Source organism: Achromobacter sp. LC458, assembly GCF_001005835.2.
Classification (GTDB): domain Bacteria; phylum Pseudomonadota; class Gammaproteobacteria; order Burkholderiales; family Burkholderiaceae_B; genus Achromobacter; species Achromobacter spanius_B.
In genome coordinates this window covers 150061-173205 of the sequence record NZ_LBHW02000009.1, presented here as the reverse complement: position 1 = coordinate 173205, position 23145 = coordinate 150061, and the positions used below count along the sequence as shown (strand labels likewise).

25 protein-coding genes are annotated in these 23145 nt (G+C 66.1%); 9 read left to right on the top strand and 16 right to left on the bottom strand.

All coding sequences use genetic code 11. The features are described from left to right. Nucleotides 1-45: 45 nt before the first annotated feature. On the bottom strand, nucleotides 46-1008 hold the full coding sequence (locus tag YH64_RS10575) for a FecR domain-containing protein (RefSeq protein WP_143215324.1): 963 nt from the start codon (nucleotides 1006-1008) through the stop codon (nucleotides 46-48). A gap of 6 nt (nucleotides 1009-1014) precedes the next feature. Continuing rightward, complete coding sequence (locus YH64_RS10570; protein WP_046803872.1) at nucleotides 1015-1542, bottom strand: sigma-70 family RNA polymerase sigma factor; 528 nt, start codon at nucleotides 1540-1542, stop codon at nucleotides 1015-1017. A 162-nt stretch (nucleotides 1543-1704) separates the two neighbouring features. On the opposite strand from YH64_RS10570, the gene YH64_RS10565 reads away from it, so the two are divergent. Beyond that, entirely contained in the window at nucleotides 1705-2265 is a 561-nt protein-coding gene (locus YH64_RS10565) for a cysteine hydrolase family protein (RefSeq protein ID WP_046803871.1), read from the top strand. A gap of 12 nt (nucleotides 2266-2277) precedes the next feature. Here the strand turns inward: YH64_RS10565 and YH64_RS10560 are convergent, their stop codons facing one another. From YH64_RS10560 to YH64_RS10545, 4 genes are all read right to left on the bottom strand, one after another. After that, nucleotides 2278-3537 (bottom strand): putative Na+/H+ antiporter, encoded by a 1260-nt coding sequence (locus YH64_RS10560; protein WP_046803870.1) that lies wholly within the window; start codon nucleotides 3535-3537, stop codon nucleotides 2278-2280. Between the two features lie 53 nt (nucleotides 3538-3590). After that, nucleotides 3591-4070 (bottom strand): hypothetical protein, encoded by a 480-nt coding sequence (locus YH64_RS10555; RefSeq protein ID WP_046803869.1) that lies wholly within the window; start codon nucleotides 4068-4070, stop codon nucleotides 3591-3593. A gap of 76 nt (nucleotides 4071-4146) precedes the next feature. Then, nucleotides 4147-5667 carry a tripartite tricarboxylate transporter permease gene (locus tag YH64_RS10550; RefSeq protein WP_046803868.1) on the bottom strand — a complete coding sequence of 507 codons (1521 nt, stop codon included), beginning with the start codon at nucleotides 5665-5667 and terminating at the stop codon, nucleotides 4147-4149. A 3-nt stretch (nucleotides 5668-5670) separates the two neighbouring features. Next, nucleotides 5671-6156 (bottom strand): tripartite tricarboxylate transporter TctB family protein, encoded by a 486-nt coding sequence (locus YH64_RS10545; RefSeq protein WP_046803867.1) that lies wholly within the window; start codon nucleotides 6154-6156, stop codon nucleotides 5671-5673. Between the two features lie 146 nt (nucleotides 6157-6302). Between YH64_RS10545 and YH64_RS30175 the strand changes: the two genes are divergently transcribed. Genes YH64_RS30175 through YH64_RS10535 form a run of 3 tightly spaced genes read left to right on the top strand, consistent with a single transcriptional unit; the run spans nucleotide 6303 to nucleotide 9238 of the window. Beyond that, nucleotides 6303-6470 (top strand): hypothetical protein, encoded by a 168-nt coding sequence (locus tag YH64_RS30175; RefSeq protein WP_185975364.1) that lies wholly within the window; start codon nucleotides 6303-6305, stop codon nucleotides 6468-6470. Nucleotides 6471-6512: 42 nt separating this feature from the next. Then, nucleotides 6513-7940 (top strand): sensor histidine kinase, encoded by a 1428-nt coding sequence (locus tag YH64_RS10540; protein ID WP_082134405.1) that lies wholly within the window; start codon nucleotides 6513-6515, stop codon nucleotides 7938-7940. Next, nucleotides 7937-9238: a sigma-54 dependent transcriptional regulator gene (locus YH64_RS10535; RefSeq protein WP_046803866.1), complete on the top strand. Its 1302-nt coding sequence runs from the start codon at nucleotides 7937-7939 to the stop codon at nucleotides 9236-9238. The genes YH64_RS10540 and YH64_RS10535 overlap by 4 nt, the downstream gene beginning before the upstream one ends. A 119-nt stretch (nucleotides 9239-9357) precedes the next feature. Here YH64_RS10535 and YH64_RS10530 read toward each other — a convergent pair whose 3' ends face one another. The 4 genes from YH64_RS10530 to YH64_RS10515 form a co-directional block, all read right to left on the bottom strand. After that, the gene (locus YH64_RS10530; protein WP_255444300.1) at nucleotides 9358-10353 is read right to left on the bottom strand and encodes a tripartite tricarboxylate transporter substrate binding protein; all 996 of its coding nucleotides are present in this window, start codon (nucleotides 10351-10353) and stop codon (nucleotides 9358-9360) included. A gap of 36 nt (nucleotides 10354-10389) precedes the next feature. Next, entirely contained in the window at nucleotides 10390-12000 is a 1611-nt protein-coding gene (locus YH64_RS10525) for a GMC family oxidoreductase (RefSeq protein WP_046803865.1), read from the bottom strand. Then, on the bottom strand, nucleotides 11997-12530 hold the full coding sequence (locus YH64_RS10520) for a thiamine pyrophosphate-dependent enzyme (RefSeq protein WP_240433976.1): 534 nt from the start codon (nucleotides 12528-12530) through the stop codon (nucleotides 11997-11999). The genes YH64_RS10525 and YH64_RS10520 overlap by 4 nt, the downstream gene beginning before the upstream one ends. 79 nt (nucleotides 12531-12609) lie before the next feature. Next, the gene (locus YH64_RS10515) at nucleotides 12610-13143 is read right to left on the bottom strand and encodes a thiamine pyrophosphate-binding protein (RefSeq protein WP_046803863.1); all 534 of its coding nucleotides are present in this window, start codon (nucleotides 13141-13143) and stop codon (nucleotides 12610-12612) included. A gap of 184 nt (nucleotides 13144-13327) precedes the next feature. Between YH64_RS10515 and YH64_RS10510 the strand changes: the two genes are divergently transcribed. Next, nucleotides 13328-14284 (top strand): LysR family transcriptional regulator, encoded by a 957-nt coding sequence (locus tag YH64_RS10510; RefSeq protein ID WP_052945969.1) that lies wholly within the window; start codon nucleotides 13328-13330, stop codon nucleotides 14282-14284. 9 nt (nucleotides 14285-14293) lie between these two features. On the opposite strand, the gene YH64_RS10505 is transcribed toward YH64_RS10510, so the two are convergent. The 3 genes from YH64_RS10505 to YH64_RS10495 all read right to left on the bottom strand — a co-directional run bounded on the left by YH64_RS10505 (nucleotide 14294) and on the right by YH64_RS10495 (nucleotide 17900). Further along, a complete protein-coding gene (locus YH64_RS10505) occupies nucleotides 14294-16729 on the bottom strand; it encodes a mechanosensitive ion channel domain-containing protein (protein ID WP_046803897.1) in 2436 nt (811 codons plus the stop codon). Nucleotides 16730-16911: 182 nt separating this feature from the next. After that, entirely contained in the window at nucleotides 16912-17349 is a 438-nt protein-coding gene (locus tag YH64_RS10500) for a GNAT family N-acetyltransferase (protein ID WP_046803862.1), read from the bottom strand. Nucleotides 17350-17450: 101 nt separating this feature from the next. Next, nucleotides 17451-17900 carry a YMGG-like glycine zipper-containing protein gene (locus tag YH64_RS10495; protein ID WP_046803861.1) on the bottom strand — a complete coding sequence of 150 codons (450 nt, stop codon included), beginning with the start codon at nucleotides 17898-17900 and terminating at the stop codon, nucleotides 17451-17453. Between the two features lie 239 nt (nucleotides 17901-18139). Between YH64_RS10495 and YH64_RS10490 the strand changes: the two genes are divergently transcribed. Then, nucleotides 18140-19225: a calcium:proton antiporter gene (locus tag YH64_RS10490; RefSeq protein ID WP_046803860.1), complete on the top strand. Its 1086-nt coding sequence runs from the start codon at nucleotides 18140-18142 to the stop codon at nucleotides 19223-19225. A 4-nt stretch (nucleotides 19226-19229) separates the two neighbouring features. Here YH64_RS10490 and YH64_RS10485 read toward each other — a convergent pair whose 3' ends face one another. Further along, nucleotides 19230-19496, bottom strand: coding sequence for a hypothetical protein (locus YH64_RS10485; RefSeq protein ID WP_046803859.1), 267 nt, complete (start codon nucleotides 19494-19496; stop codon nucleotides 19230-19232). A 123-nt stretch (nucleotides 19497-19619) separates the two neighbouring features. Here YH64_RS10485 and YH64_RS10480 point away from each other — a divergent pair, with 123 nt between their 5' ends. After that, a complete protein-coding gene (locus YH64_RS10480; RefSeq protein WP_046803858.1) occupies nucleotides 19620-20012 on the top strand; it encodes a phage holin family protein in 393 nt (130 codons plus the stop codon). Continuing rightward, nucleotides 19987-20478: a hypothetical protein gene (locus YH64_RS10475; protein WP_046803857.1), complete on the top strand. Its 492-nt coding sequence runs from the start codon at nucleotides 19987-19989 to the stop codon at nucleotides 20476-20478. Before YH64_RS10480 ends, YH64_RS10475 begins: the two co-directional genes overlap by 26 nt. Nucleotides 20479-20488: 10 nt before the next feature. On the opposite strand, the gene YH64_RS10470 is transcribed toward YH64_RS10475, so the two are convergent. Then, entirely contained in the window at nucleotides 20489-21268 is a 780-nt protein-coding gene (locus tag YH64_RS10470; RefSeq protein WP_046803856.1) for a helix-turn-helix transcriptional regulator, read from the bottom strand. Nucleotides 21269-21366: 98 nt separating this feature from the next. Between YH64_RS10470 and YH64_RS10465 the strand changes: the two genes are divergently transcribed. Continuing rightward, the gene (locus YH64_RS10465; protein WP_046803855.1) at nucleotides 21367-22332 is read left to right on the top strand and encodes a DMT family transporter; all 966 of its coding nucleotides are present in this window, start codon (nucleotides 21367-21369) and stop codon (nucleotides 22330-22332) included. Between the two features lie 74 nt (nucleotides 22333-22406). Here YH64_RS10465 and YH64_RS10460 read toward each other — a convergent pair whose 3' ends face one another. Next, nucleotides 22407-23066: an acetoacetate decarboxylase family protein gene (locus YH64_RS10460; RefSeq protein ID WP_082134404.1), complete on the bottom strand. Its 660-nt coding sequence runs from the start codon at nucleotides 23064-23066 to the stop codon at nucleotides 22407-22409. Nucleotides 23067-23145 lie beyond the last annotated feature (79 nt).

The window sequence follows — 23145 nt, the reverse complement described above, 5'->3', positions numbered from 1 at the left end:
AGTCGGATGAGCGCGGAAAAAGGACAATGCCCGGCAAAAATAATGTCAGCCCCGGGCGGTGATCCGGGTGTAGTAGCGGGTGAAACGGGATATGCGCACGGGTAAAGCGCGCTCCACGGCGGCCAGCGCGCGGTCGGTGTCGTCAATGGGAAACGCGCCCGACACGCGCAACTGGGCCACGGCATCGTCGCAGCGCAGGTGGCCGGGGCGGTAGCGGTCCAACTGGGCCACGAAGTCGCCCAGCCGCATGCCGTCCACGATCAACAGGCCACGCGTCCAGGCGTCCGGCTCGCCGATGATCTGGCCTTCATGGCGGGCGGCGGCGGCTTGCAGCGTGCCCTGTTCGCCCGCCTTGAGCAGCAGCGCCGCGCCGCCGTCGGCGGGCAGCAGTTCGACCGCATGACGCAGCACGGCCACCCGCGTCAGGTCGTCCAGGCGCTGGACGGTAAAGCGCGTGCCCAGTGGCCGCACGGTGCCGTGGGGCGTGGTCACGCGTAGCGGGGGCACGCCGGGTGCGGCGTGTTCGGTGTCGATCAGGATCTCGCCCGCATGCACGGCGATGTGGCGGCCGCGCGCGTCCAGCGACACGTCGACCGCGCTGGCGCTGTCCAGCCACAGCAAGGTGCCGTCCGCCAGCGTCAGTTCGCGCCGCTGGCCCGTGCCCATGCGGTAGTCGGCCAGATAGCCGGCCACCCTCTGGTCGACCGGCAAGACGCGCCAGGCCAGCATGCCGCCCGCGCCCAGCAGCGCCACCGCGCCCAAGCCGCTGCGCAACACGGCGCGTCGGCGCGCAAAGTGGTGGTCCGCGCGGTTCAGCGTATCGGCGGCAAGCTGGGCGGGCGCCGCGCCCAGGGTGCCGCGCAGGCGTTCCACCTGGCGCCAGATGCGCGCGTGTTCAGGGTCGGCCGCCAGCCAGCGGCCATGCGCCGCCACATCGGCCGCGCTGACTTCGTCGGCGCACAGGCGCGCGTACCATTGCGCCGCCGCGGCAATCGTCTTGTCGGCCATCGGCGTCTACTGCCTTTCCAAGGCGTACACCAGGCAATGCTCGGTAGCGCGCGCCATGTATTTCTTCACCGAACTGACGGTGACGCCCAATTGCGCGGCGATGTCCGCATAGCTGGCGCCTTCCAGCTGCGACATCAGGAAGGCGCGCCGCACCTTGTGCCCCAGGCCGTGCAGCATGGCGTCGATCTCGCGGATGGTTTCCAGCAGGATGGCTTGCGTCTCGGGGGACACGGCATGCGCTTCGGGCTGCTGCGCCAGCGTTTCCAGCCAAGCGCGTTCCAGCACCTGGCGCCGGATGTGATCCACCAGCGTGCGCTGCGCCACCGTCGCCAGAAAGCTGCGCGGTTGCCGCACGCCTTGCAATTGCGCCATCGACGCCGGCGACGAAAGCAGCCGCATGAACGTGTCCTGCGTCAGGTCGGCCGCCTCGGCGGGCACGTTCAGCCGCCTCAGCAACCAACCCCGCAACCACCCGTGATGGTCGCGGTAGAGCAAGCCCAGCGCTCGGTGCTCCAGAGATTCCAAGGACGACATGGCCGTGGCGACCGCTACCCCAATTTTTAAGAATGGGAATTGTAATCATTATTGATGGCGGTCGCCAAGCGGTCTGCAAGCGGCGGTAGACTGCAAGATTCGGGTGCGCGCCAAGCTGCCTTGTCCGCCCCCGCCACCGTCTCAGCCGCCCCCTCTATCCCCATGCCCACCGCCTTGATCATCATCGACGTGCAGCGCGCCTTGTTCGACACCACCGACACGCAGCCGGCGCCCGCCGACGCCCCCGACGTACTGGACCGCATCAACGCGTTGGCCGAACGTGCCCGCCAGGCTGGCGCCCCCGTCATCTACGTGCAGCACGAGGCCCCGGGCAGCGCCTTGGCGCACGCAGAGCCCGGCTGGGAGCTGGACCCGCGCCTGCGCCCCGCGCCCAACGACATGCGCGTGCGCAAGACCACGCCCGATTCCTTCCTGCGCACCACGCTGGGTCAGACGCTGTCCGACCTGGGCGTGACGGCGGTGGCGGTCTGTGGCTACGCCACGGAATTCTGCGTGGACACCACCGTACGGCGCGCGGCGGCCTTGGGCTTTGCGGTGACGATAGCCGCCGACGCGCACACCACGCACGACAAAGCGCATGCCTCCGGCGCCCAGATCCGCGCGCATCACAACGCCACCCTGCCCGCCATCACCAGCTTTGGCGTGAAGATCGTTGCGTTGCCCGCTGCCGATGTCCGCTTTGAAGGTGGCGCGGCGTCTTGATGCCCGGGACCATCACAAAAAAAACAGAAACGACGCCGACACCAGCGTAGGAATCAGCGCGCCAGCCAGCAAGCCCGGCATGCTGACCGCGCCGTTGGCGAAGCTGCCGCGCAGCAGCGCCACGCCCGCCGGGTTGGGCGCATTGGCGATGACGGTCAGCCCACCACCGGCCACTGCGCCGGCCACCAGCATGTACTGCGCCTGGCTGGAGATGCCGTCGATGAGCGACCCCAGGTAGGTCAACGCGGCGTTGTCGGTGATGGCCGTCAGCGCCAGGGCGCCGACGAACAGCACGTTTGGCTCCAGCCCGCTGACGATGGGTTGCAGCCACCACTGCTGCATGCCGCCCAGCACCACCAGGCCCGCAAGGAAGAAGCCGACCAACAGCGCCTCTTTGATGATCAACGGGCTTTGATGCGCCTTGTACGCCTGGGTGTAGCCGATGAAAAACAGGAACAGCGCCAGGAACAGGATGGGGTGATGCGCGCTGAGCACGACGGCGGCCAGGAAGAACAGGTGCACGATGATGACCACGGGCGACATCGGCACGGCCGAGTCCTTCATGGCCATCACGTCGCCCGAACGCAGGTACGGCCGCAGCAACACCGTCACCAGCGTGGCGTTGACCAGCACGGCCAGCGCCGCCTTCCAGCCGAACGTGCTGAACATAAAGGCGCTATCCCAACCCCAGGTGGACGCCACCATCAACACCGGCGGCGCGGCGTACGACGTCAGCGTGCCACCGATGGAAATGTTGACGAACAAGACGCCCAGCGCCAGGTACTTCAACCGTTCCGGCATCTCGCGATGAAACACCTGAGGCGCCAGCATCATGGCGGCAATCGTCATGGCGGCCGGCTCGGTCACCAACGAGCCTGCCAGGGGCACCAGCGCCAGGCACAACCAGGCCTTGGCGGTCTGGTCGCGCACCGGCAAAAGCCGCGCCACGCGTTCAACCAGACGCATCACCACCGTCAGCACGGGCAAGGATGCCGCAATGACCATCACCACGAAAACAAACGCGGGCTCGGTGTAGTTGCGCGATTCGGCATACGCCAGCGCCGTTTCGCCCGACGCCGCCAACGCCATCAAGACCAGCAATATCGCCGCCCAGAAACCGAACACCACTTCGACTTCACCCAGCAGATGCAGCAGGCCGCCATGGCGCTTGCTGCGATGCGCCAGGCGCAGGAACAGCGGCGCCGAAAAGGTGTGCACCAGGGCAAGGGCGAAAACAAGGGCGGCGATGATTTGCAGTGCGGACTCTGTCACGTGTCGGTTCCTGTACGTAAGCGGCGGTCTAGCCGAATTGAATTGCGCGGCGGCTACACCCGCGCCACCTCGACCCAAAGGCGCGTCATGACGACGTGCCTGACCAGTTCAAAAAGATGCGCCGGGGCGCTGGCGGGCACCAGCACCCGCCGTATCAAGGCCTGCAAGTCCACCCGGACGCAGGGCGTGGACGCGGCGCGGTCGCGTTGCTGAAACAGTGTACGCAGGCGCACGCGGCTTTGGCACGGCATGTCGATTTTCAGCTCGGCATCCTCGGGCGCCAGCACCGCGTCATGCAGCGCATCCAGCGTCGTGCAGACATACACCGATTCCGGCTGCGCGCAGTCGCCCTCGATCCGCCGGCGCCATTCCTGCGTGCCCACCAGCGCGGACGCGGCCCCTTGCGCGGGCGGGTCGAAACGCAGATGGCTGAATTCAAGCAGTTCAATGAATTCCACAAAGGGCAGTTCGCGCACCACGGTCAATTCACCGCACCGCATGTCGCCCCGCGCAGGCCAATCCGATTGCTTCATGACACGCTCCCATCAATGGAAAAGGGGGCCAGCCGACAGCCCCCTTTTCACCTTTCAGTACGACATCGGCACGCGATCAGGCGCCGGCCTGAGCCCTTTCAAGCTCGCGGACCCGCTTGCGGTTGCGCACCGTCGAGAACACCAGCCAGGCGGCAAGCGCCAGGATGGCGTAGACAAAGCCGGCGCTGATCGGGCGATCGATGAACACGCTCATGCTGCCGCGCGACAGCAGCAGCGCACGCCGGAAGTTCTCTTCGACCATCGGCCCCAGCACGAAACCCAGCAACAGCGGCGCGGGCGAAAAGCGCAGCTTCAGGAACAGGTAGCCCACCAAGCCCAGCACCAGCACCATGCCCACATCGAACAGGTTGTTGTTGGTGCTGTAGACGCCGACACACACGAAGAACAGCGCGGACGGGAACAGGTACTTGTACGGCACCTTCAGCAGCCGTGCCCACATGCCGATCAGCGGCAGGTTCATGACCACCAGCATGACGTTGCCGATCCAGAAGCTGGCGATCAGCCCCCAAAACAGGTCGGCGTGTTCGGTCACCATCTGCGGACCCGGCTGGATACCGTGGATGATCAGCGCGCCCAGCATCAGGGCCATCACCGAGTCGCCGGGAATGCCCAGGCTCATGGTCGGGATGAAGCTGGTTTGCGCCGCCGAGTTATTGGCCGCTTCCGGACCCGCCACGCCTTCGATGGCGCCGTTGCCAAAGCGCTTGGGCGTCTTGGACACGCGCTTTTCCACCGCATAGGACATGAACGACGCAATGGTCGCGCCCGTGCCCGGCAAGATGCCCAGGATTGCGCCAATGGCGCTGCCGCGCGCAATCGGCATGGCCGACTTCTTGATGTCGCCGGGTTCAGGTCGCACCGACATCTTGGGGCCCGCGCCCACCGTCGTGGCCTTGCCGATGCGGTTGACGTTGGCGAAGAAGTCCGCCAAGCCGAACAGGCCCATCGCCAGCGCCACCAGGGGCACGCCGTCGCTCAACTCGATGACGCCGAAGCCGTAACGGATGGTGCCCGTGTTGACGTCGGTACCCACCACGCCCAGCAGCAAGCCCAGGAACACCATGGCGATGCCCTTGATGGCCGAGCCCTTGGCCAGCGTGGCGCCGGCGAACAAGCCCAGCATCATCATCGAAAAATATTCCGCCGGGCCGAACTGGAAGGCCACTTCGACCAGCATCGGCGAGAACAGAATCATGATGATGATGCCCACGCTGGCGCCCACGAACGACGACATGACCAGCATGAACAGCGCCGACCCCGACTTGCCCTGGCGGGCCAGCGGGTTGCCGTCCAGGCAGGTCACCGCGTGTGACGGCGTGCCCGGCAGGTTCAGCAAAATGCAGGTGATGCCGCCGCCATACTGCGCGCCATAGTAGATGCCGGCCAGCATCATCAGCGCGGCCACCGGCGTCATTGCGTAGGTCAGCGGCAGCAGGATCGAAATGGCGGCCAGCACACCCATGCCCGGCAGCACGCCGATCATGTTGCCCATGAACACGCCGAACAGCGACCACAGCAGGTTCTCCCACTGCAACGCCACGGAAAAACCATGCAATACGTTGTCGAACAGATCCATTTCCTACCCCCAGCGCAGCATCGGAAACTGCAATTGCAGCGCCCAGGAAAACACCACCGCGCCGAACACCGTCATTGCAATGGCGAGAATGGCGGCGGACTTGACGGAGTTGGATGTATCGCCCAGCGCCGAGACGAACACCAGCGCAAACGTGGCGGGCAGGAATCCCAGGAAGCTGCCCAGGATGATGAAGAGCGCGATGCCGGCGGCGATGCACGCCATGCCGCGCACGCGATCGCGGCGCGTAGGCTGGGGCAGCTGTTCTTCCATCATTTCTTCCTGCACTTCATCGGGGTCCGGGCTGAGCGGCACCAGGATGCCCAGCGCGACCAGGAAGCAGCCGATCATCAGCGGGAAATAGCCCGGGCCCATCCGCGCCAGCTCTCCGATGTTGTAGGACGTTGCTTCAAAAATAGTAAGCGCGCCGCACAGGGCGATGAACGCACCGCCCCACAGATCGCGCTTTCTGGAAAATATGGTGCTGCCCACGGCTTGCTCCCCTGTTTGTTGTCGACATGCTTCGGCGCGCGTGATGTCGCAAGCCGAAGGAGGGGGCACTTTAAGGACGACGCCTTGCAATCCGCTTTCAGGCTTTTGCCGGCTTCATCCGGGAAAACCAGCAGGATGAAAGGCGCTTGTTCACATCGCTGAACAACGGTGAACATCGCAGCACCAAGGATGTTCACAAACGTGAACAACACGGCAAAGTTCCCGGGCTGCGAGCGGGCTGGCATGGATTTTTCCCGCGCGCGGCGCGCTTGCCAATTCTTGCAAATGCGGGCGCCGATTCCACGCAGGCATAATCCTCGTTTTCGTGGTTTCGATCGCATCGCCATGCTGCCCCCATGCACCACCTGCACCACCTGCCCCGCCTGCCCCTGACCGCTCGCATTCCACTTGCGGTCTCACTGCTCTTCCTTGCGATTTCCGCCGCGCTGATTTCCCTGGCGCTGCATGGCGTGTCGCGCCAGTTCGACAGGCAGGTCGCCAACTTGGGCCAGGTGTATCTGGACGGTTTGTCCGCCGCGATCCTGCCTGCGGTGCGCGCCGACGACCGCACACAGATGGTCGATGTGCTGAACCGAGCGCTGGATACGCATCTGGGCGTGGTTGATCGCACGCTGGCCGTCGTCGCGGCGGACCACCGCCTGCTAGCGCACGTGGCGCGCTACCCCGAAGTTGAGCCGATTCCGCTGGCATCGTTGGCGGACACCTCCGGCACGCTGATCAGCGCAAGATCGGAAGGCGTGTGGACGTGGCGCTTGCTGGACGACGCCCGGCCCGCGCTGGGGACGCTGGTAGCCAACCTGGACGTCAGCGATTTTCATCGGCAACGCCAGGAACTGGCCTGGGAACTGGGCCTGGTGGGATTGGCGATCAGCCTGATCGGCGCGGTGCTGTGCTTTGGCATGGCGCGCCGGCTTCAGCGCCCGATCATTTCGCTGACCGAAGCCCTGCGCGCCGGCCCGGAAGATCGCTTGCGCCCCATGCGCGTGGACACCACCGACCCGGAACTCAAGGAACTGCTGTCGGCCTACAACTGGATGGTGCAAAGCGCGCGGCAACGCGAAGCGCTGACCGAACGCAATGCGCGCATCGAACGCGAAGCGGTGTTGGGGCGGATGTCGGCCGCGCTGGCCCACGAAGTGCGCAACCCCCTGGGCGGGCTGCGCACCGCCGTGCAGACGCTACGGCAATTCGGCGAACGGGAGGATGTGCGCAGCGAATCCCTGGGCTTTATCGAACGCGGCGTCCAAGCGCTGCAAGCGGTGGTGGACGCGAGCCTGCGTACCTTTCGCCCCGGCGCCGCCCTGCTGCACCAGGAAGATATCGCCGACATCCGGCTGATGGTGGGCGCACAGGCCAACCGGGCGGGCGTGCGCGTGGAACTGCATTGCGAAGGCATGCAGGACCGCCGCCTGGCGTTGCCCGCGGGCGCGGTGCGGCAGGTGTTGCTGAACTTGGTGTTGAACGCCATCCAGGCCTCGCCGCGTGGCGAACTGGTGCAGGTGTTTGCGCGCGCGGGCCGCCAGGCACTGACCTTGCACGTGGCCGACCGGGGCAACGGCCTGCCGCCGGCCGCCAGGCGCGCGCTGCTGGGCGCAGCCACCGACGGCGACGGCATGGGCCTGGGCATCGTTGCCGATCTGACAACAACCATGCACGGCCGTTTGCGCGCAACCCGCATGGCAACCGGCATGGCGACCGGCATAGCAACCGGCACGCGCATTTCCGTGCGCCTGCCCTACGGTCCACAGGAAGATACGGCGTGAGCGACATCCAGGTTTTGCTGATCGAAGACGATGAACTGCTGGGCGGCGCGCTGCTTCAACGCCTGCGGCTGGAAGGCATCACCACGCAATGGGTGCAAAGCTGCGCGCAGGCGGTCGAAGTGTTTCGCCGGACCCGCATGCGTCCGGCGTTCTTGTTGGCCGACATCCGGCTGCCGGACGGCTCCGGCGAAGATCTTTACCGACGCTTGATCCCGCATCTGTCCAACACCACCGTGGTGTTCGCCACCGCCTATGGCGACATTGCGCAGGCCGTGCGGCTGGTGTCGGCGGGCGCTAACGACTACCTGACCAAGCCGTACGACACCGATGCGCTGGTGGCCCGCATCCGATCGGTCATCGCCGCGCAGCCGGCCGGCCAGCAAGACGAGGTCTTGGAAAACCCCTACGCGCTGCACGATGAAACCTATCCATTGGCGCAAGAGCTGGAACGGCTGGCCACCAGCGCCCTGCCCGTGTTGCTGGAAGGCGAAACGGGCTCGGGCAAAGACCGCGCCGCCCGCTATGTGCATGCGCGCTCGGGCTATGCGGCCGGCCCCTTCGTTGCCGTCAATTGCGCCACCTTGGCGTCGGACCTGATCGAAAGCCTGTTGTTCGGCCACGTGAAAGGCGCCTTCAGCGGCGCCGCCGCGGCGCGCGACGGGCTGTTTTCTCAGGCGGAGGGCGGCACGCTGTATCTGGACGAAGTGGCCGAGCTGACACCCCGGGCGCAAGCCGCGCTGTTGGGCGTGCTGGAAAACGGCCAGTATCGTCCGCTGGGCGACAGCACCGCGCGCCACACCCATTGCCGCATTCTGGCCAGCACCTGCACCGACCTGCCCGCCGCGATGGCGCAGGGTACGTTTCGCGCGGATCTTTTTTATCGGCTGGCGGTGGCCCGGGTCGCGGCGCCACCGCTGCGCGAGCGGCCCGGCGCGTTGCCCAGCCTGGCACGGTCGTTGCTGGCCGCGCAATCCGCCACGGGCGCGACGCTATCGCCCGATGCCATCCAGGCGCTGCACGACCACCCCTGGCCGGGCAATGTGCGCGAACTGAAGAACCGTATCGCGCGCGCGGTCGTGATGGCGGACGGCGCACAGGTCCATGCCGAGGACCTCTTCCCGGAAAGCAAGCTGGCCGACAAGCCGGACCTTGCCACCACGCGGCTGGATGCCGAGCAGCGCGCCATCCAGCAAGCCATTGCAGAATCCGGCGGCCATATGGGCTTGGCGGCAAAGCGCCTGGGCATCTCGCGCACCACGCTGTGGAAAAAGCTGCGCGCGGCGCGGGATGGCGTGTAGAGGCGGGTAGAGGCGTGTAGAGGCGGGTAGAGGCGGGTAGAGGCGTGGAAAGCCGTGTCCAGCCATGTTGTTGTGGGCGGCGGCTGCGCCCACGGCCTACGGAAGCACGCTTGCCCGGGCTAGTTCTTTTCGATGCCTGCAATGTTCACGGCTTTGCCCCACAACGCGTAGTCGTCCCGAATGATGGTCGAAAAGCCCGCCGCGTCGGTGGGCGCCAGTTGCAGACCGATATTCTTCAGGCGGTCGGCCAGGCCCGGCGTGGCGGCGGCATCCTTGAGCGCCGCCTCCAGCTTTTTCACGACGGGCGCCGGCAGCCCGGCAGGCCCCACCAGCCCCACCCAGCCCTGCGTGGCCAGCGGCACGCCGGCCTCGGTAAAGGTGGGCGCATCCGGAAACAACACCGACCGGGACGCCTGCGGCACGGCCAGCACGCGCGCCTTGCCGTCCTGCACCAGCAACGCGGCCAGCCCGTCCCCCAGGATCGCCATGTCCACTTCCTTGCGCAGCAAGCCGACGCGCGCTTCGGACGTGCCCTTGTAAGGCACGTGGACGATGTTGGTCCCGGCCGCGGCGTTCAGCATTTCGCCGGCCAGGTGGCCACCGCTGCCGACGCCGAACGAGGCAAACGTCAGCTTGCCCGGCTCGGCCTTGGCCTTGGCAATCAATTGGTCAAAGGACTTGAGAGGCGAGTCGGCGGGAACCACCAGCGCAATCCCCAGGCTCCCGAAACGGCCAATCGGCGTGAAGTCGCGTTGCGGATCGTAGGGCGGCGTCCTGCGAATATGCGGCACCAGCGTCAAGGCCGCTTGAAACGGTGCGGCCAGGATATAGCCGTCCGGCTTGGCGCTGGCCACATACTTCATCGCGATCTGTCCGCCCGCGCCGACGCGGTTTTCGACCACGACCGGCTGCTTCAGGCTGTGCGACAGGCCGTCGGCCATCAGGCGGGCGATGGTGTCGGTGTCGCTGCCCGCCGGCAAGGGCACGACCAGCGTGATGGGGTGCGACGGATAATCCGATTCGGCCAGGGCCGGCGCGGCGCCGCCCATCAGACCGATGGCGATGCAACAGACGGCGGCGCGCCGCGAGACTAGGGACAACGAGGTCATCAGCATGGCGATTCTCCTTCGGTGAGTCAGGCTGTGCCTGAGTTAGTTTCCCGCCTGGATCAGGCGCGCCGCCTTTTCCCCGATCATCATGGAAGGCGCATTGGTATTGGCGGAACACAGGGTCGGCATGATCGACGCATCCGCCACCCGCAGCGACGTGACGCCCTTGACTCTCAAGCTGGCGTCGACCACGGCCTGATCGTCGTCGCCCATCCGGCATGTACCCACGGGGTGATAGGACGTTTGCCCGATGGTCCGCGCATAGTCCAGCAGCCCGGACGCGCTGCCTTGTTCGGCGCCGGGGCGCGTTTCCCGCACCACGAACCGGGCCAGCGCCGGCTGGGCCGCAACCTTGCGCGCCATCTCGATGGCCGCCACGGTCACGCGTCGGTCTTCATCGCTGGACAGGTAGTTGGCCTGGATGACGGGCGCATCGCCGGGTTCGCGCGACTTGATGTGCACCGATCCGCGCGATGTCGGGCGCAGCGGAAAAGTGCCAATCGAGAAACCGGGGAAATCGTCCAGCACCAGCCGCTTGGGGTCACGCGCGTCAGGGCTGGACAGCCAATGCAACTGCAACTTGATGTCCGGCTGCGCCAGCGCCGGGTCCGACTTTGCCAAGGCATGCGCCACGGCGCTTGCGCAGCTCATCATGCCGCGACCTCGCAGCGCGAAATCGGCCGCCATCCAGGCCTTGCGCAACGGATTGCGCATGATCTGGTTCAGCGTGGTGGCGTTGCGGCATTCATACGTGACCCGCGTATGCAGATGGTCTTGCAGGTTTTCACCCACGGCGGGCGCATCGCGCAGGACCGGGATGCCAAGGTCTTGCAGCAGGCCCTGCCGCCCGATGCCGGATAGCTCCAGGATCTGGGGCGACTGGATCGCGCCCGCGCAGAGTATGACTTCACAGGTGGCGGTGGCCTCGCAACGCTGGCCATCCAGCTGGTACTGAACGCCGCTGGCCCGCTTGCCGTCGAATACGATCTTGGACACCAGCGCACCCGTTTGCAGCCGCAGATTCGTATTGGCAGCCAAGGGCCGCAGGAACGCCTCGCGGCTGCTCCAACGCCAGCCCTTGCGAATGTTGTGCTGCAAATAACCCACGCCTTCATAAGAGGCGCCGTTGTAGTCCGGATTACGCGGGATGCCCGCGGTGACACAGGCGTCGATAAAGGCGTTCATGAGAGGGTGCCGCGAGCGGAACTCCGTGACCGACACCGGTCCGCGACGGCCACGGATGGCCGGATCACCGCCCGCATAGCCTTCGATATCGCGAAAGATCGGCTTCAGGTCGTCGTAGCCCCAGCCTTGTGCGCCGAACTCGTCGCGCCAACGATCGTATTCGCAAGGGTCGCCATGCACCCAGATCATGCCGTTGACCGAAGACGATCCTCCCACCACCTTGCCTCGCGGCCAGAAGATGCTGCGGCCGTTCATCTGCGCCTCGGACTCGGTATGAAAGCGTCGCAATCCGCGCTCGCCGCGCAGGATGTACGCCACGCCGGCCGGGATGCGGATCCAGATCCAGCGGTCGTCATCGCCTGCCTCAAGCAGCAACACGGACCGACCGCCGGCCGCCAGCCGGGCGGCCAGCGCGCATCCCGCCGAGCCCGCGCCCACCACGATGAATTCGTACTTTGCCTGGGTCATGACGTTGCCTCCAACAGACGGCGCAGTTGCGCGGCTTCATTACCCATGCGCTGGAAACGCTTGTCGGGCTGCTCGGGAAAGGGGTTGCCCTTGCCCAGCACCGGCGCACACGGCGAGATGGTCAGCTCGACCAGCACCGGGCCGTTCGTCTGGATGATTCGCGGCAACATCGCCGCCAGCTCCGATTCATCGGCGAAGCGGAACGACGCGGCGTATCCGGCAGCCCTGGCGGCCGCGCAGAAATCAACCGCCCCATTTCCGGCCAGCCCCAGATTGGCGTTGCCATTGAACTGCACGCCATTGGCAAACACGAAATGGACGAAGCGTGCCGGCGCGGCGCCCGCCACGGTGGCCAGGACACCCAGCTCCATCAGCAGGCTGGCATCGCCGTCCAGCACCATGACGCGGCGCTCGGGGCGCGCCAGCGAAATGCCCAGCCCCAAACCGGCCGCCCCTCCCATCAGGGGAACCGAGGACAACGCAAGGGGCGCGCCGGGCGCGACCTCGTCCATGGCTTTCATGGCGCTCATGGTGCTTACCAAAACGGCGTCGCCGCGGGCCTCGTGAATGGCACGGCAAGCTTGCAATGTGGTCATCGACATATGCGGTTCAATCCCATTCCGTGTGGCGGCCGACGATGATGGCGGCGGGTGAGCGTTGCTGCTCGGCATGCGCGTGGGCGGCGGCAATCGCGCCCAGGTCCTGCGCGGTTTCAAGTCGCCAGCAGGCGATGCCAAGCGCGTCCAGCACCGGTTCCAGCAGGCTGACCATATGGCGTCTGGAAGCGCGCATGTCCTGGCCGTAGTTGCTGAACTCGCGGCCAAACTGGCCCACCATCAACAGCAGCGGAATGCCGGCATCCAGGCCACAGGCGCGCAGCGAATTGACGCAGTTGTAAAGGCCCTGGTTCTGCATCATGACGACCGGGCGGCGGCCACCGATGTACAGGCCCGTTGCAACGTGGACCGCCTGGTTCTCGTTGGCGCAATAGGTCACGCGAAGGCGGCCGCCGTTGGCGTCCAGGCATTGGTGGGTGGCGATCTGCACGAAGTCCGGCACGACGGTCGCGGAATCGATGCCGCAGTCGGCCAAGGCGTGCGCGATGGCACTGCCCTTCACGGCGGGCGGGGGGGAAGATGGCATGGCTAGTCTCCTGGTATTGCGCGGATGCCGGGTTGCGAAGGTCACCGCTGCCCAGGCGCGATGACCGCCTTGGCATAGCCCTCTTACTGGCGGCTATTCCCGATCTGTGCAGACAAGTGTAGGCTTGGCAACGATCCGGTATTAGTCATTTATTTTTATCAATCGATGCGTTTAAGGTATTGCCATGAACCCGCCCTCTGCCCTCGTCCGACGCCTGCGCGCCCGTCACCTTGAGCTGCTGCAAATTCTGGGCGAGGTGTCGACGGTGCACGCGGCGGCCAAGCGCATGAACCTGTCGCAACCCGCCACCACGCGCATGTTGCGCGAGGTGGAAGCCATGTTCGGCGGCCCCTTGTTCGACCGCAACGCGCGGGGCATCGCGCCTAACCGCTCGGGCACGGCGCTGATTGCGCGGGCGGCAATCCTGATGCGGGAATTGGGCACCATCGAAAACGAAATCGGCCTGGTGCGCCAGGGGCAGCAGGGCCTGCTGCGTATCGGCGCGCTGTCCGGCAACCTGAACGCGACGGTGGCGGTGGCGCAGTTGCTCAAGAAGGCGCCCACGGTGCAGGTGTCCATCCGGGAAGGTCAGATCAACCTGCTGATCGCCTCGCTGTTGGGCGGTGAGCTGGACTGTGTAGTCGGCCCCATCACCGACGAGGAACTGCGCAATGTGCGCATCGACGAGCTGCGCCTGGAGCGCCTGGTCGAAGATTCGATGGCGGTCGTCGCGTCGCCCAACAGCGCATGGAGCCGCCGACGCCGCATCAAATGGGAAGACCTGAGCGAGGCGCGCTGGATACTGCCGCCAACCGAGTCGGTCTTGAGACGTGCATTCATGCGCGTCTATCTGGAATTGGGAATGCGCCCGCCCCAGCACACGGTCGAGGCGCTATCGCCGTTGACCACGCGGTCTCTGATCACGCTGGGCACGGTGGACCTGGGCTTGCTGCGCATGGCGCACGCGAAAGAAGAAGCCCGCCTGGGCGGGCTGAAAATCCTGTCGATGGTATCCGCGCCCAAGCTGCCGGCGCTGGCGCTGCTTGCGCGCCGGGCGCCGAGCCTGCGCTCGGCCCCGTTGGACCTGTTCATCGAACTGCTGCGGGAATCGTCCGGCACCATCCATGACGCCCGGGCGTAACCCCGCGTCCTACACGCGCGCGGTTGTGGAGTCGTGCAAAGTCGTTTCGGACTCGCGCGACTGCGCTTGCCCTTCCTCTCGCGCCTCAAGCTCGTTGCCCAGCACCTCCGCCGAATCGTCCTGACTGGTTTCCGGCTTGAAGCGGCGGCGGGTATGCCCAGCCGCGCGTGCGTCCTCGCCGTCGTCCGGCCGCTCGGCTTGCAACGTGACGTTGGCCGCCGGCGCATAGCCGCGCTTGTCCTGCCCGAAGTACACCACCGTGTGCGGGTACGGCAGTTCAATCCCGGCCGCGTCGAAGTGCTTTTTCAACAAGCGGTTATAGCCGCGCTGCACGGCCCATTGCATGCCCGGCGTGGTCTTGATCAGGATGCGAATGGTGACGCCCTTGTCGTTGACGGCGGTAACGCCCGCCACCGTCATTTCCTCCAGGATCTCGGGGCCGAGCACCGAGTCGGTCATCAATTCGGCAAACGCCGCGCGCAAATGCTCGATGGCGTCGTCCACGCTTTCGCGGTGCGCGATGGTGTATTCACCTAAGTGATACGAGAAGTCACGCATGTGATTGGCGACCACATCCACCGACGAGAACGGCACCAGGTGGTAGCCGCCGTCCAGCGTGCGTATGCCGACCGAACGGATCGTCATCTTCTCCACGGTGCCGAACACGCCGGCGACCTGCACCACGTCGTTTTCGTTCATGCCGTTTTCAAGCTGGATGAACACGCCGGTGATGATGTCCTGCACCAGCTTCTGCGCGCCGAAGCCGATGGCCAGGCCCACCACGCCAGCGCCCGCGATCAACGGCCCGACATCGATGCCGATCTGCGACAACAGCACCATCAGCGTCATGGTCACGATGACGATCAACGCGGCATTGCGGAACAGCGACAGCAGCGTGCGTTCGCGCGCACTGGGCATGCCGCGTCCTTCGCTTTGACTCAGGCGGTGTTCGATGATGCTGGCGATAACCGTCCAGGCCAGCGCCGCGATCAACAGCACGATGACCACGTTGACCACTATCTTGATGGCCGCCCCACCGGCGTCGGACGACAGCCAGCGCGACAGGTCGAAGGCGTGCCAGGCGTCCAGCACCAGCAACACGATGACGATGCGAATGATCCAGCCCACGCTTTTCAGCAGGGCCGGCACGTAGGCGTTCACGCGCGCTTCCAGCATGGGCAGGCGCCGACGCAGGTCGTCGGACAGGCGGATGGGCTTGGCCAGTATCGTGTTCAGAAACAGGATCAGCAGGCTGCCCACGCCGATGACCAGCAGGGTCTGCGCGGTGGCGCGCGCCATGAAGGGCAGCGCGTTGGTCGGGTCGATCTGGCTGACGATGAGCAGCACGGTGAAGTAGCCGATGCCCAGCACGTGCCAGATGCGCGACAGGAAGTGCAGCCGCGACCCCATGAACGTGGCCGCGTTGGCGGCATGGCGGTTCATGCGATCACGCACCGAATGGCGGTTCTGCCAGATGATGCGCACGGCGTACACGTACACCACCAGCATGATGACCATGCTGGCCAGGCGACCCAGGGCGGGCGACAGCGCGGCCGAGATCACCGGGTCCACCAGCAGCGTGCCATAGCCCGCCGCCGCGACCACGCGCACCAGCCACGCGTTCCAGTACCGGGCCAGCTCGTCGGACATGGGCAGCAGGCGCAGGTGCGGATGCCGCACCGCGAACACCGTGCGGATCAGCACCTTGACGATTTCCACCGCCACGAAAGCGCGCAGGAACACCGCCGCCAGCGTGTCCAGCGTGCCGCGCTCGGGCGTGCCCCACAGGGCGGCCGCCCCGCCCGCCATCGCGGCCAGCAGCACCACGCCGGCATCGATGGCGACCGCGCCCACGATGGCGCCCAAGCGTTGGTACAAGGCCCGCATCGAGGCAGGCGCGCGGCGCGCAGTGCCGGGGTCGTGAACGGTAGCCGCCTCGGAAGGGCTGGCATGTTCAGCCACCCAGCGGTCGATGCGCGTGTAGATGCGCATGGCGATCATCCGCAGCAGCAGATAGGCAATGACGGTTGCCAAGCCGGCCAGCAGCAACGGCAGCAGCGCATTGCCGGCGGTGGCGCCGTCCATCCGCAGGCTGCGCCCCGAGGCCAGCGCGCGCATATCGTCCACGCCCTGCCCCATGTCGGCGGCCACGCCGGTCAGGAACTGCTGCACGCCATCGGCCATGCGTTCCTGTAAACCGGGCTCGGTCTGGGCCTTGGGGGAAGTGGCCGCACCCGGCGCGGGGGACGCGGCGGGCGGCTTGCCCGCCGCTTGCGCTCGTAACGCATCGACCAGCGCCTTGCGTGCCTCGGGATTGTCCAGCAGGTCGGCCAACGCATCGGGCGTCAGCGCGGATGCCGATGCGGCGGGCGGCTGCGACGGGGGTTGCAGCGGCGACGCGGCGCCAGCCTGCCCCGGCCAGGTCAACAACACGCAACTGAGCATCACCACCAGCAGCCACACCGCCTGCCATGGCCTCGCGCGTCGGTGCCGCCAAAGGCGGGCGGACTCTTCGCGGGGCGGATAAAAAAGGGATGCTGTCGTTGCGAATCGAACCACTAATAAAACTCCTCTGCGATCAAGGCCAGGAACGCGGCGCGCGATCGCAGGGACAACGCCGCCAAGGGCTAAATGATAAAGCCCAGCCGCTTCATCAGATATTTAGGCGATTCTTCATACCCTTGGCGGTAGTAGAAGCGGTGCGCATCCACGCGGCGTTCGTGGCAATGCACTTCGATGCGGTCGCAGCCGCGCGCGCGGGCTTCTGCTTCGGCCGCCGCTTCGAGTTGACGGCCGACGCCCGCGCTGCGGGCCTGGTCGTCAACGCAGAAATACGCGATGCGGCAGAAGTCGCCGGGCAGCGCCAGCTGGATCATGAAATGCAGGTTGATAAAGCCCAGCAATTGTCCGGCATCGTCGTGAGCCACCAGCAACAGGGCATCGGGATGCGCCGATAGCAGGGCGATTTTTTCCGCCATGAAGGCGGTGGTGCCGGGATAGCCCAGTTGCGCCAGCAAGGTGGCGATGGCGGGGCCGTCCTGGACGGTGGCGGGGCGTAGGTGCATGTCGGTTTCCGGGCGGCGTGTGCAAGACTGCGCGGAAATTTATGACGGCATCGTGTCCGCCTGATGACAAGCGCGCGGCCCCGCGCCCCCGGCGCCTTCAATCAGGGCGTGACCTGATAGCCGCGCTGCTGCATGCAGCTGGTGTATGCGGACGACGCCGCGCTGCTGGTCTTGGCCTGCTCGCGACGGTCCTGCCGCTGGCGCGACCCACCCACCACGGCGCCGGCCACCGCCGCGTCCTTCGCCTGGTTTTGACGGTATTCCTGCTTGACGTCGTCGTCCATGCGGTCATAGGCCTCTTCGTGCTGCTGGCCACGCGCGCCGGCCACTGCCGCGCCCGCGACAGCGCCCGTGGCGGCGCCGCGCGCACGACCGCCGGATTGCGTGGTGTCGGTGGTGCCGGTGCCCCCCGCCTGGGCCTGGCAGGCGGCGACGTCTTGTTGTGTGGTTTCAGGAGACTGCCCTTTCATCGGCGTAATGGTCTGTGCCGTGGCGGTCAGGCCGATGGTCGAGAGCAGCAAGGCAACGCAGGGAATGATGGACTTTTTCATAGAAAACTCCACGTGCGGTTAAGAACCCTGGACCTTGCAATGTAGTCCCGCCTGCCGTGCTTCGGCCCGTGTCCGGAATACCCAATATTGGGTATGGCGTTATGGGGCGGCACGCCGCTTGACGGCTCCACTCGCGGCACGAAAAGGCCGTGGCTAGCAAGCGCCATACCTGGCGATACGCCCGGACGGCTGGCTGACGACATGCTAGGCTGGCACTATTTCCCGCCCGTCCTACCCAGATGAAATCCTTTCTCCAGTCCGAGAAGTTTCTACTCTTGGCGTGCGTCATCGCCGTTGCCGGATACGCCGTCGATTCACAGCTGCGCGACGTTGGCCGAATGGCCAGCCTGGCGGAAACCACCATCCTGATCGGGGCCATCCTGTGTGCGTCGTTAAGCGTGGCGCGCCATGCCGAGCGCATCGCGCAAAAGCTGGGCGACCCTTACGGCAGCATGATCCTGACGCTGTCGGCGGTGCTGGTGGAAGTGATCGTGCTGGCCATCGTGTCGTCCAAGGGCGGCTCGCCCACGCTGGTGCGCGACAGCATCTACTCGGCCGTCATGCTGGACATCAACGGCATCCTGGGCGTGGCCGCGTTGATTGGCGGATTCAAGCATGGCGAACAGGCCTACAACGACGATTCGGCGCGCACCTACAGCGTGATGATCCTGACCGCCGTGACGGTGTCGATGATCGTTCCGGAATTCGTGCCGCAGGCCAGCTGGCGCGCGTACAGCGCCTTCACCATCGTGGCGATGTTGCTGCTGTACGGCGTATTCCTGCGCATGCAGACCGGCCCGCACAGCTACTTTTTCAGCTACAGCTATCCGGAAAAGAAAACGCGCCGCAACCTGCCCGCGGCGGCGCAGACCAGCTGGCGGCCGTCGGCCGCGATCATGGCGGCCGGCATCATCGCGGTGGGTTTCCTGGCGGAACTGATGTCGCATTCGCTGGACCGCAGCCTGGAAGGCGTTGATGTCCCGATCGGCCTGATTGCCTTGATCGTGGCGGGCATTTCCGCCGCGCCCGAGATGCTGACCGCGCTGCGCGCCGCCCTGGCCAACCGCATGCAATCCGTGGTGAACATCGCCTTGGGTGCGTCGCTGTCCACGGTGATCCTGACCGTGCCCGCCATGGAGGCCATGGCGTTGATCTCGGGCCAGCGCATCGTCATGGCAATGACGCCGCTACAGACGCTGATGATGCTGGTGACGCTGCTGGTCGCCGCCATCAACCTGAATGACGGCCAGACCAATGCCATTGAAGGCATGACGCACTTTGTGCTGTTCGGCGCCTTCCTGATGCTGCTGTGCCTGGGTTTGTAGGACTTTAAAACCGCTGATGCTGCCCAAAGGGCACCTCGGCGTCGGTCGGCTTTTCGAAGGTGGGCGCTTCGCCGTTCAAGTCCGCCGCGTGGATGCGCGCCAGCCGCGTCGCCTCGTCAATTGCCGTCTGCGCCGACGAGTACGTGCTTTCGATGGCGACGCGTTCGCGCGGCTGCGGTTCGCCGGCAAACGTCAGCGTATAGCCGATGCGCCATGCCCCGCCCTCTTCAACGGGCCGCTCGATCTGAAAATCCCACTTTGGCTTTTCCATGATTCCTCCTGTTGAAACGCCCCATGCTACCGCGATTGCATGCGGCAAAAAATGGTCCCGGCAGCGCGGGCGACGGGCATGGCAATTGCTGCACCGCGGCTTTCACGGCCCACAGGAGACGCCATGATTTCCGAACGATTGCGCAGGTTGCGGCACATCGCGAAATTCGCTGCGGAACGTTCCGGCGATTACGTGGAGTTGGTGGGCATCGAGTTATCGCTGTATCGGGGCGCGTTGATCTCCACGCTGATCAGCGGGGTGGCGCTGGTGTTCTGCGCCCTGGGCACGTTGGGGTTCATCTCGGTTGCCGCCATCGTCACCTTCTGGGACACCGAATACCGCATGCTGGCCGCGTGGCTGGTTGCCGCCGCCTGGCTCGTGGTGACCCTGATTTCGCTTGCCATCGCGCGCTACAACGCGCCCAAGGGTTCGCCCTTTGCCGAACTGAGCCACCAGGTCCGACTGGATACCGCCGCCGCACGGAGCCACTATGCCCAAGACCACCACCCAGGCTGATAAAGACGCGCTCTTGGCCAAGATGGAGCGCGACCGGCAGGTACTACGCCGCGCCGGCATGGCAAGCGCGCGTTCGCCCTCGTTTGGCCAGGCGGGCGCGGCGTGGGCCAAGACCACCGCCCTGGCCGCTGGCGCCGCGCTGGGCTGGCCACCATTCCTGAAGCAACCGCTGCGCGCCATGACGGTGGTGGCGTTGCGCGCCCGTGTCGCCGAACTGCTGGACCGCCGCAATACCCGCCGCGTCAGCGGCATCCTGCCCGCGCCCGAGGTTGAGCGCCTGACGCGCTTGATCGCGGAGCTGCGCGCGTCGATGGCGCGGCTGGAAGCGTTGGGGCCGGACGTGACGACGGGCGCGGATGCGATAGAAGCCGAGCGCCTGCGCATGCAGCTGGACAAGCACGTGCAGCGGCTGCGCGCGTTGCAAGACGGGATGTCGGCGGATGCCAGCAAACCCTTGCCACCTTGAACGGCTGCTGTCACCCCTGCCGGTAGAACGCTGCCGGTGACACGCCAAAGTGCTTCTTGAACATGGCCGCGAACGCACTTTGGCTGGTGTAGCCGTGTTCCAGCGCCACATCCACCACGCGCGCCCCGCCGGCAAGATGCTCCAACGCCAAGAGCAGCCTCGCCTGCCGTCGCCACTGGCCCAGGCGCATGCCCGTCTGTTGCAGAAACTGCCGATGCAAGGTGCGGGTGGACAGGTGCAGCCGGGCCGCCCATTCGTCTAACGTCAACGCCGCGTCCGGCTGGCGCATCAGCGCATCGCAAAACTTGCGCAGCCGCGCGTCCGCCGGCATGGGCAGATACAGCGGCAACACCGGCAGGCTGCGCAATTCCTGCAATAGCAGGTGCAACAAATGCCAATCGCGCGAGCCGGGGCGCTTGGGCGCGGCGACATCCATGTCGACCGCCGCCACAATCAACTCCCGCAGCAAAGGTGAAATATCCAACACGCAACTACGCGCGGGCAGTTGCGCCGTGGCGCGGCTGTCGACGAAAACGGTGCGCACACGCACCGCGCCGCTCATGCGCACCGAATGCGCCACGTCGGCCTCCAGCCAGACGCCGCGCGTGGGCGGCACCACCCACCTGCCGCCCTGCGCTTCGATGGTCATCACGCCCTGGATGGCGTAGAGCAGCTGCGCCCGGTCATGGTGGTGGGGCGCGATGACATGGCCGTGCGGGTAATCCACCGCCAAGGCGGCGGCGGGTGCGCCCGAGGCCACGAATGCGCTGTAGAAAGGAGAATCTTCCATACGTTCAGATTGGCAGTTTTGCGATAACTGGCGACATAGTAGCGCCAGACGGACGCGGCGGCGCCCGGCACCATGAACGGCTCGTTTCGGAGACCTTCATGTCCATCACTTCCCTGCTCTTTCCGTTCATGGCCATCGTGCTGTGGGCGGGCAACGTCATTGTTTCCAAGTTGGCCGCGTCGGCAATTTCGCCCACGGCCATCACCTTCTATCGCCTGATCCTGGCGCTGGCGCTGATGTCGCCCTTCGTGCTGCGGCCGCTGCTGCGCAACTGGGCGTCGGTGCGGCCGCACCTGGGCAAGATGGCGATCAGCGGCCTGCTGGCCATGGCGCTGTTCCAAAGCCTGTCGTACCGCGCCGCCGAAAGCACCACGGCCACCAACATGGCCATCGTGACCGCGCTGGTGCCCTTGCTGACCGCCATCCTCAGCGTGATCGTGCTGGGCGAAGCGCTGACCGTCGGCATGGCCGTGGGCGGCGTGCTGTCTTTCGTGGGCCTGTTGTATCTGGTGGGCCAGGGCGACATCGGCGCCATCGCGCGCAACGGCGTCCACGCAGGCGACCTGCTGATGCTGCTGGCCTCGTTGTCGTATGCGCTGTACGGCGTGCTGCTGCGCCGTTGGCGCCTGACGATTCCGGCGTGGCAGGCGGTGTACCTGCAAGCCATCGCGGCACTCGTGTTCATGCTGCCGTTCTTCGTGATGCTGCCGGCCGGCACCGCGTCGCTGGACGCCCGCACCCTCCCGCTGATCGCCTACGCCGGCATCGGGTCGTCCATCCTGTTGTCGTTTTGCTGGATCCAGGGCGTCAAGCACCTGGGCCCCAACCGTTGCAGCATCTTCATCAACCTGCTGCCGGTGCTGACCGCCGTGCTGGCCGTGGCCATGCTGGGCGAACAGATGCACGCGTATCACGTCATCGGCGGCAGCATGAGCCTGGTGGGCGTGCTGATCGCGCAGACGGTGCATCGGCCACTGCATGCGGGCGCGGCCCCCTCAAGGCTTGCCGCACAAGGCAGCGCGGAGCTGCCGGCCCCGGCCGCCCAGGCACGTCGCGCGCGCTAGCGCTGATCATGGTCTGGCGGGTGCGACGCTTGCGTGGGTGGCGCGTATCGCAAGCGCCAAGGAAGCCCATGACGCTACACGCCGAAGCGCGCCGACAAGCTTTCCAGTCGCGCGCTGGCCAGCGGTTCACGGCCCGCCAGGAATGACAGCGGACCGTCCGGCTCGAAAAACCATCGCGCGGCGCCGCGACTCATTCGGCCGCGCAACATGCACCGCGTGCGGATGGGGCCGGAGTCGCCGTCCTGTACTGTCCAGATCGGCAAGCGCACCGGCACCTGCAAGCGCGACGGCGGCTGATATTGCAGCGTTGCCACCCGCCGGCCATCCACCGTCATCGACGCCGTGGCGCCGTCAGCAAACCCGGGCGACGGGCCGTCAGACGACCCGGCCTGGAACACCCCCATGCGTTTCGGAATTCCCCATAGCGTTCGGCCACCGGCCGCTGCCGCTTCGTCGTCCACCCAGATAGGCCCGACGGTACATGCCGGGGCCACGATGCCGGACGATTGCACCGCCACGGCAAAAAGCAGCTCGTTATAGGCCAGCGTGCCGCCGGGTTCGTAGCGCGCCCACACCGTCGCGCACAGCGCCTGGCGACCCAGCGACACAAGGCGCGCGCCGTTGGCCGCCGCCACGGGCAGCGCATCCAGCGGCACGCGCCAGACGCTGATCAGTGCCGAGCCCTGCAAGGACCACGGCGCGCGGGGAAACGGTGTTGCGGCTGGTGTAGACATGGGCGTTGCTCTCGGGTGTAACGGACGCGGGCCTGAGCCGGGCAGCGGCACGTCGCATGGCAGGGATTTGCCGGTGCAA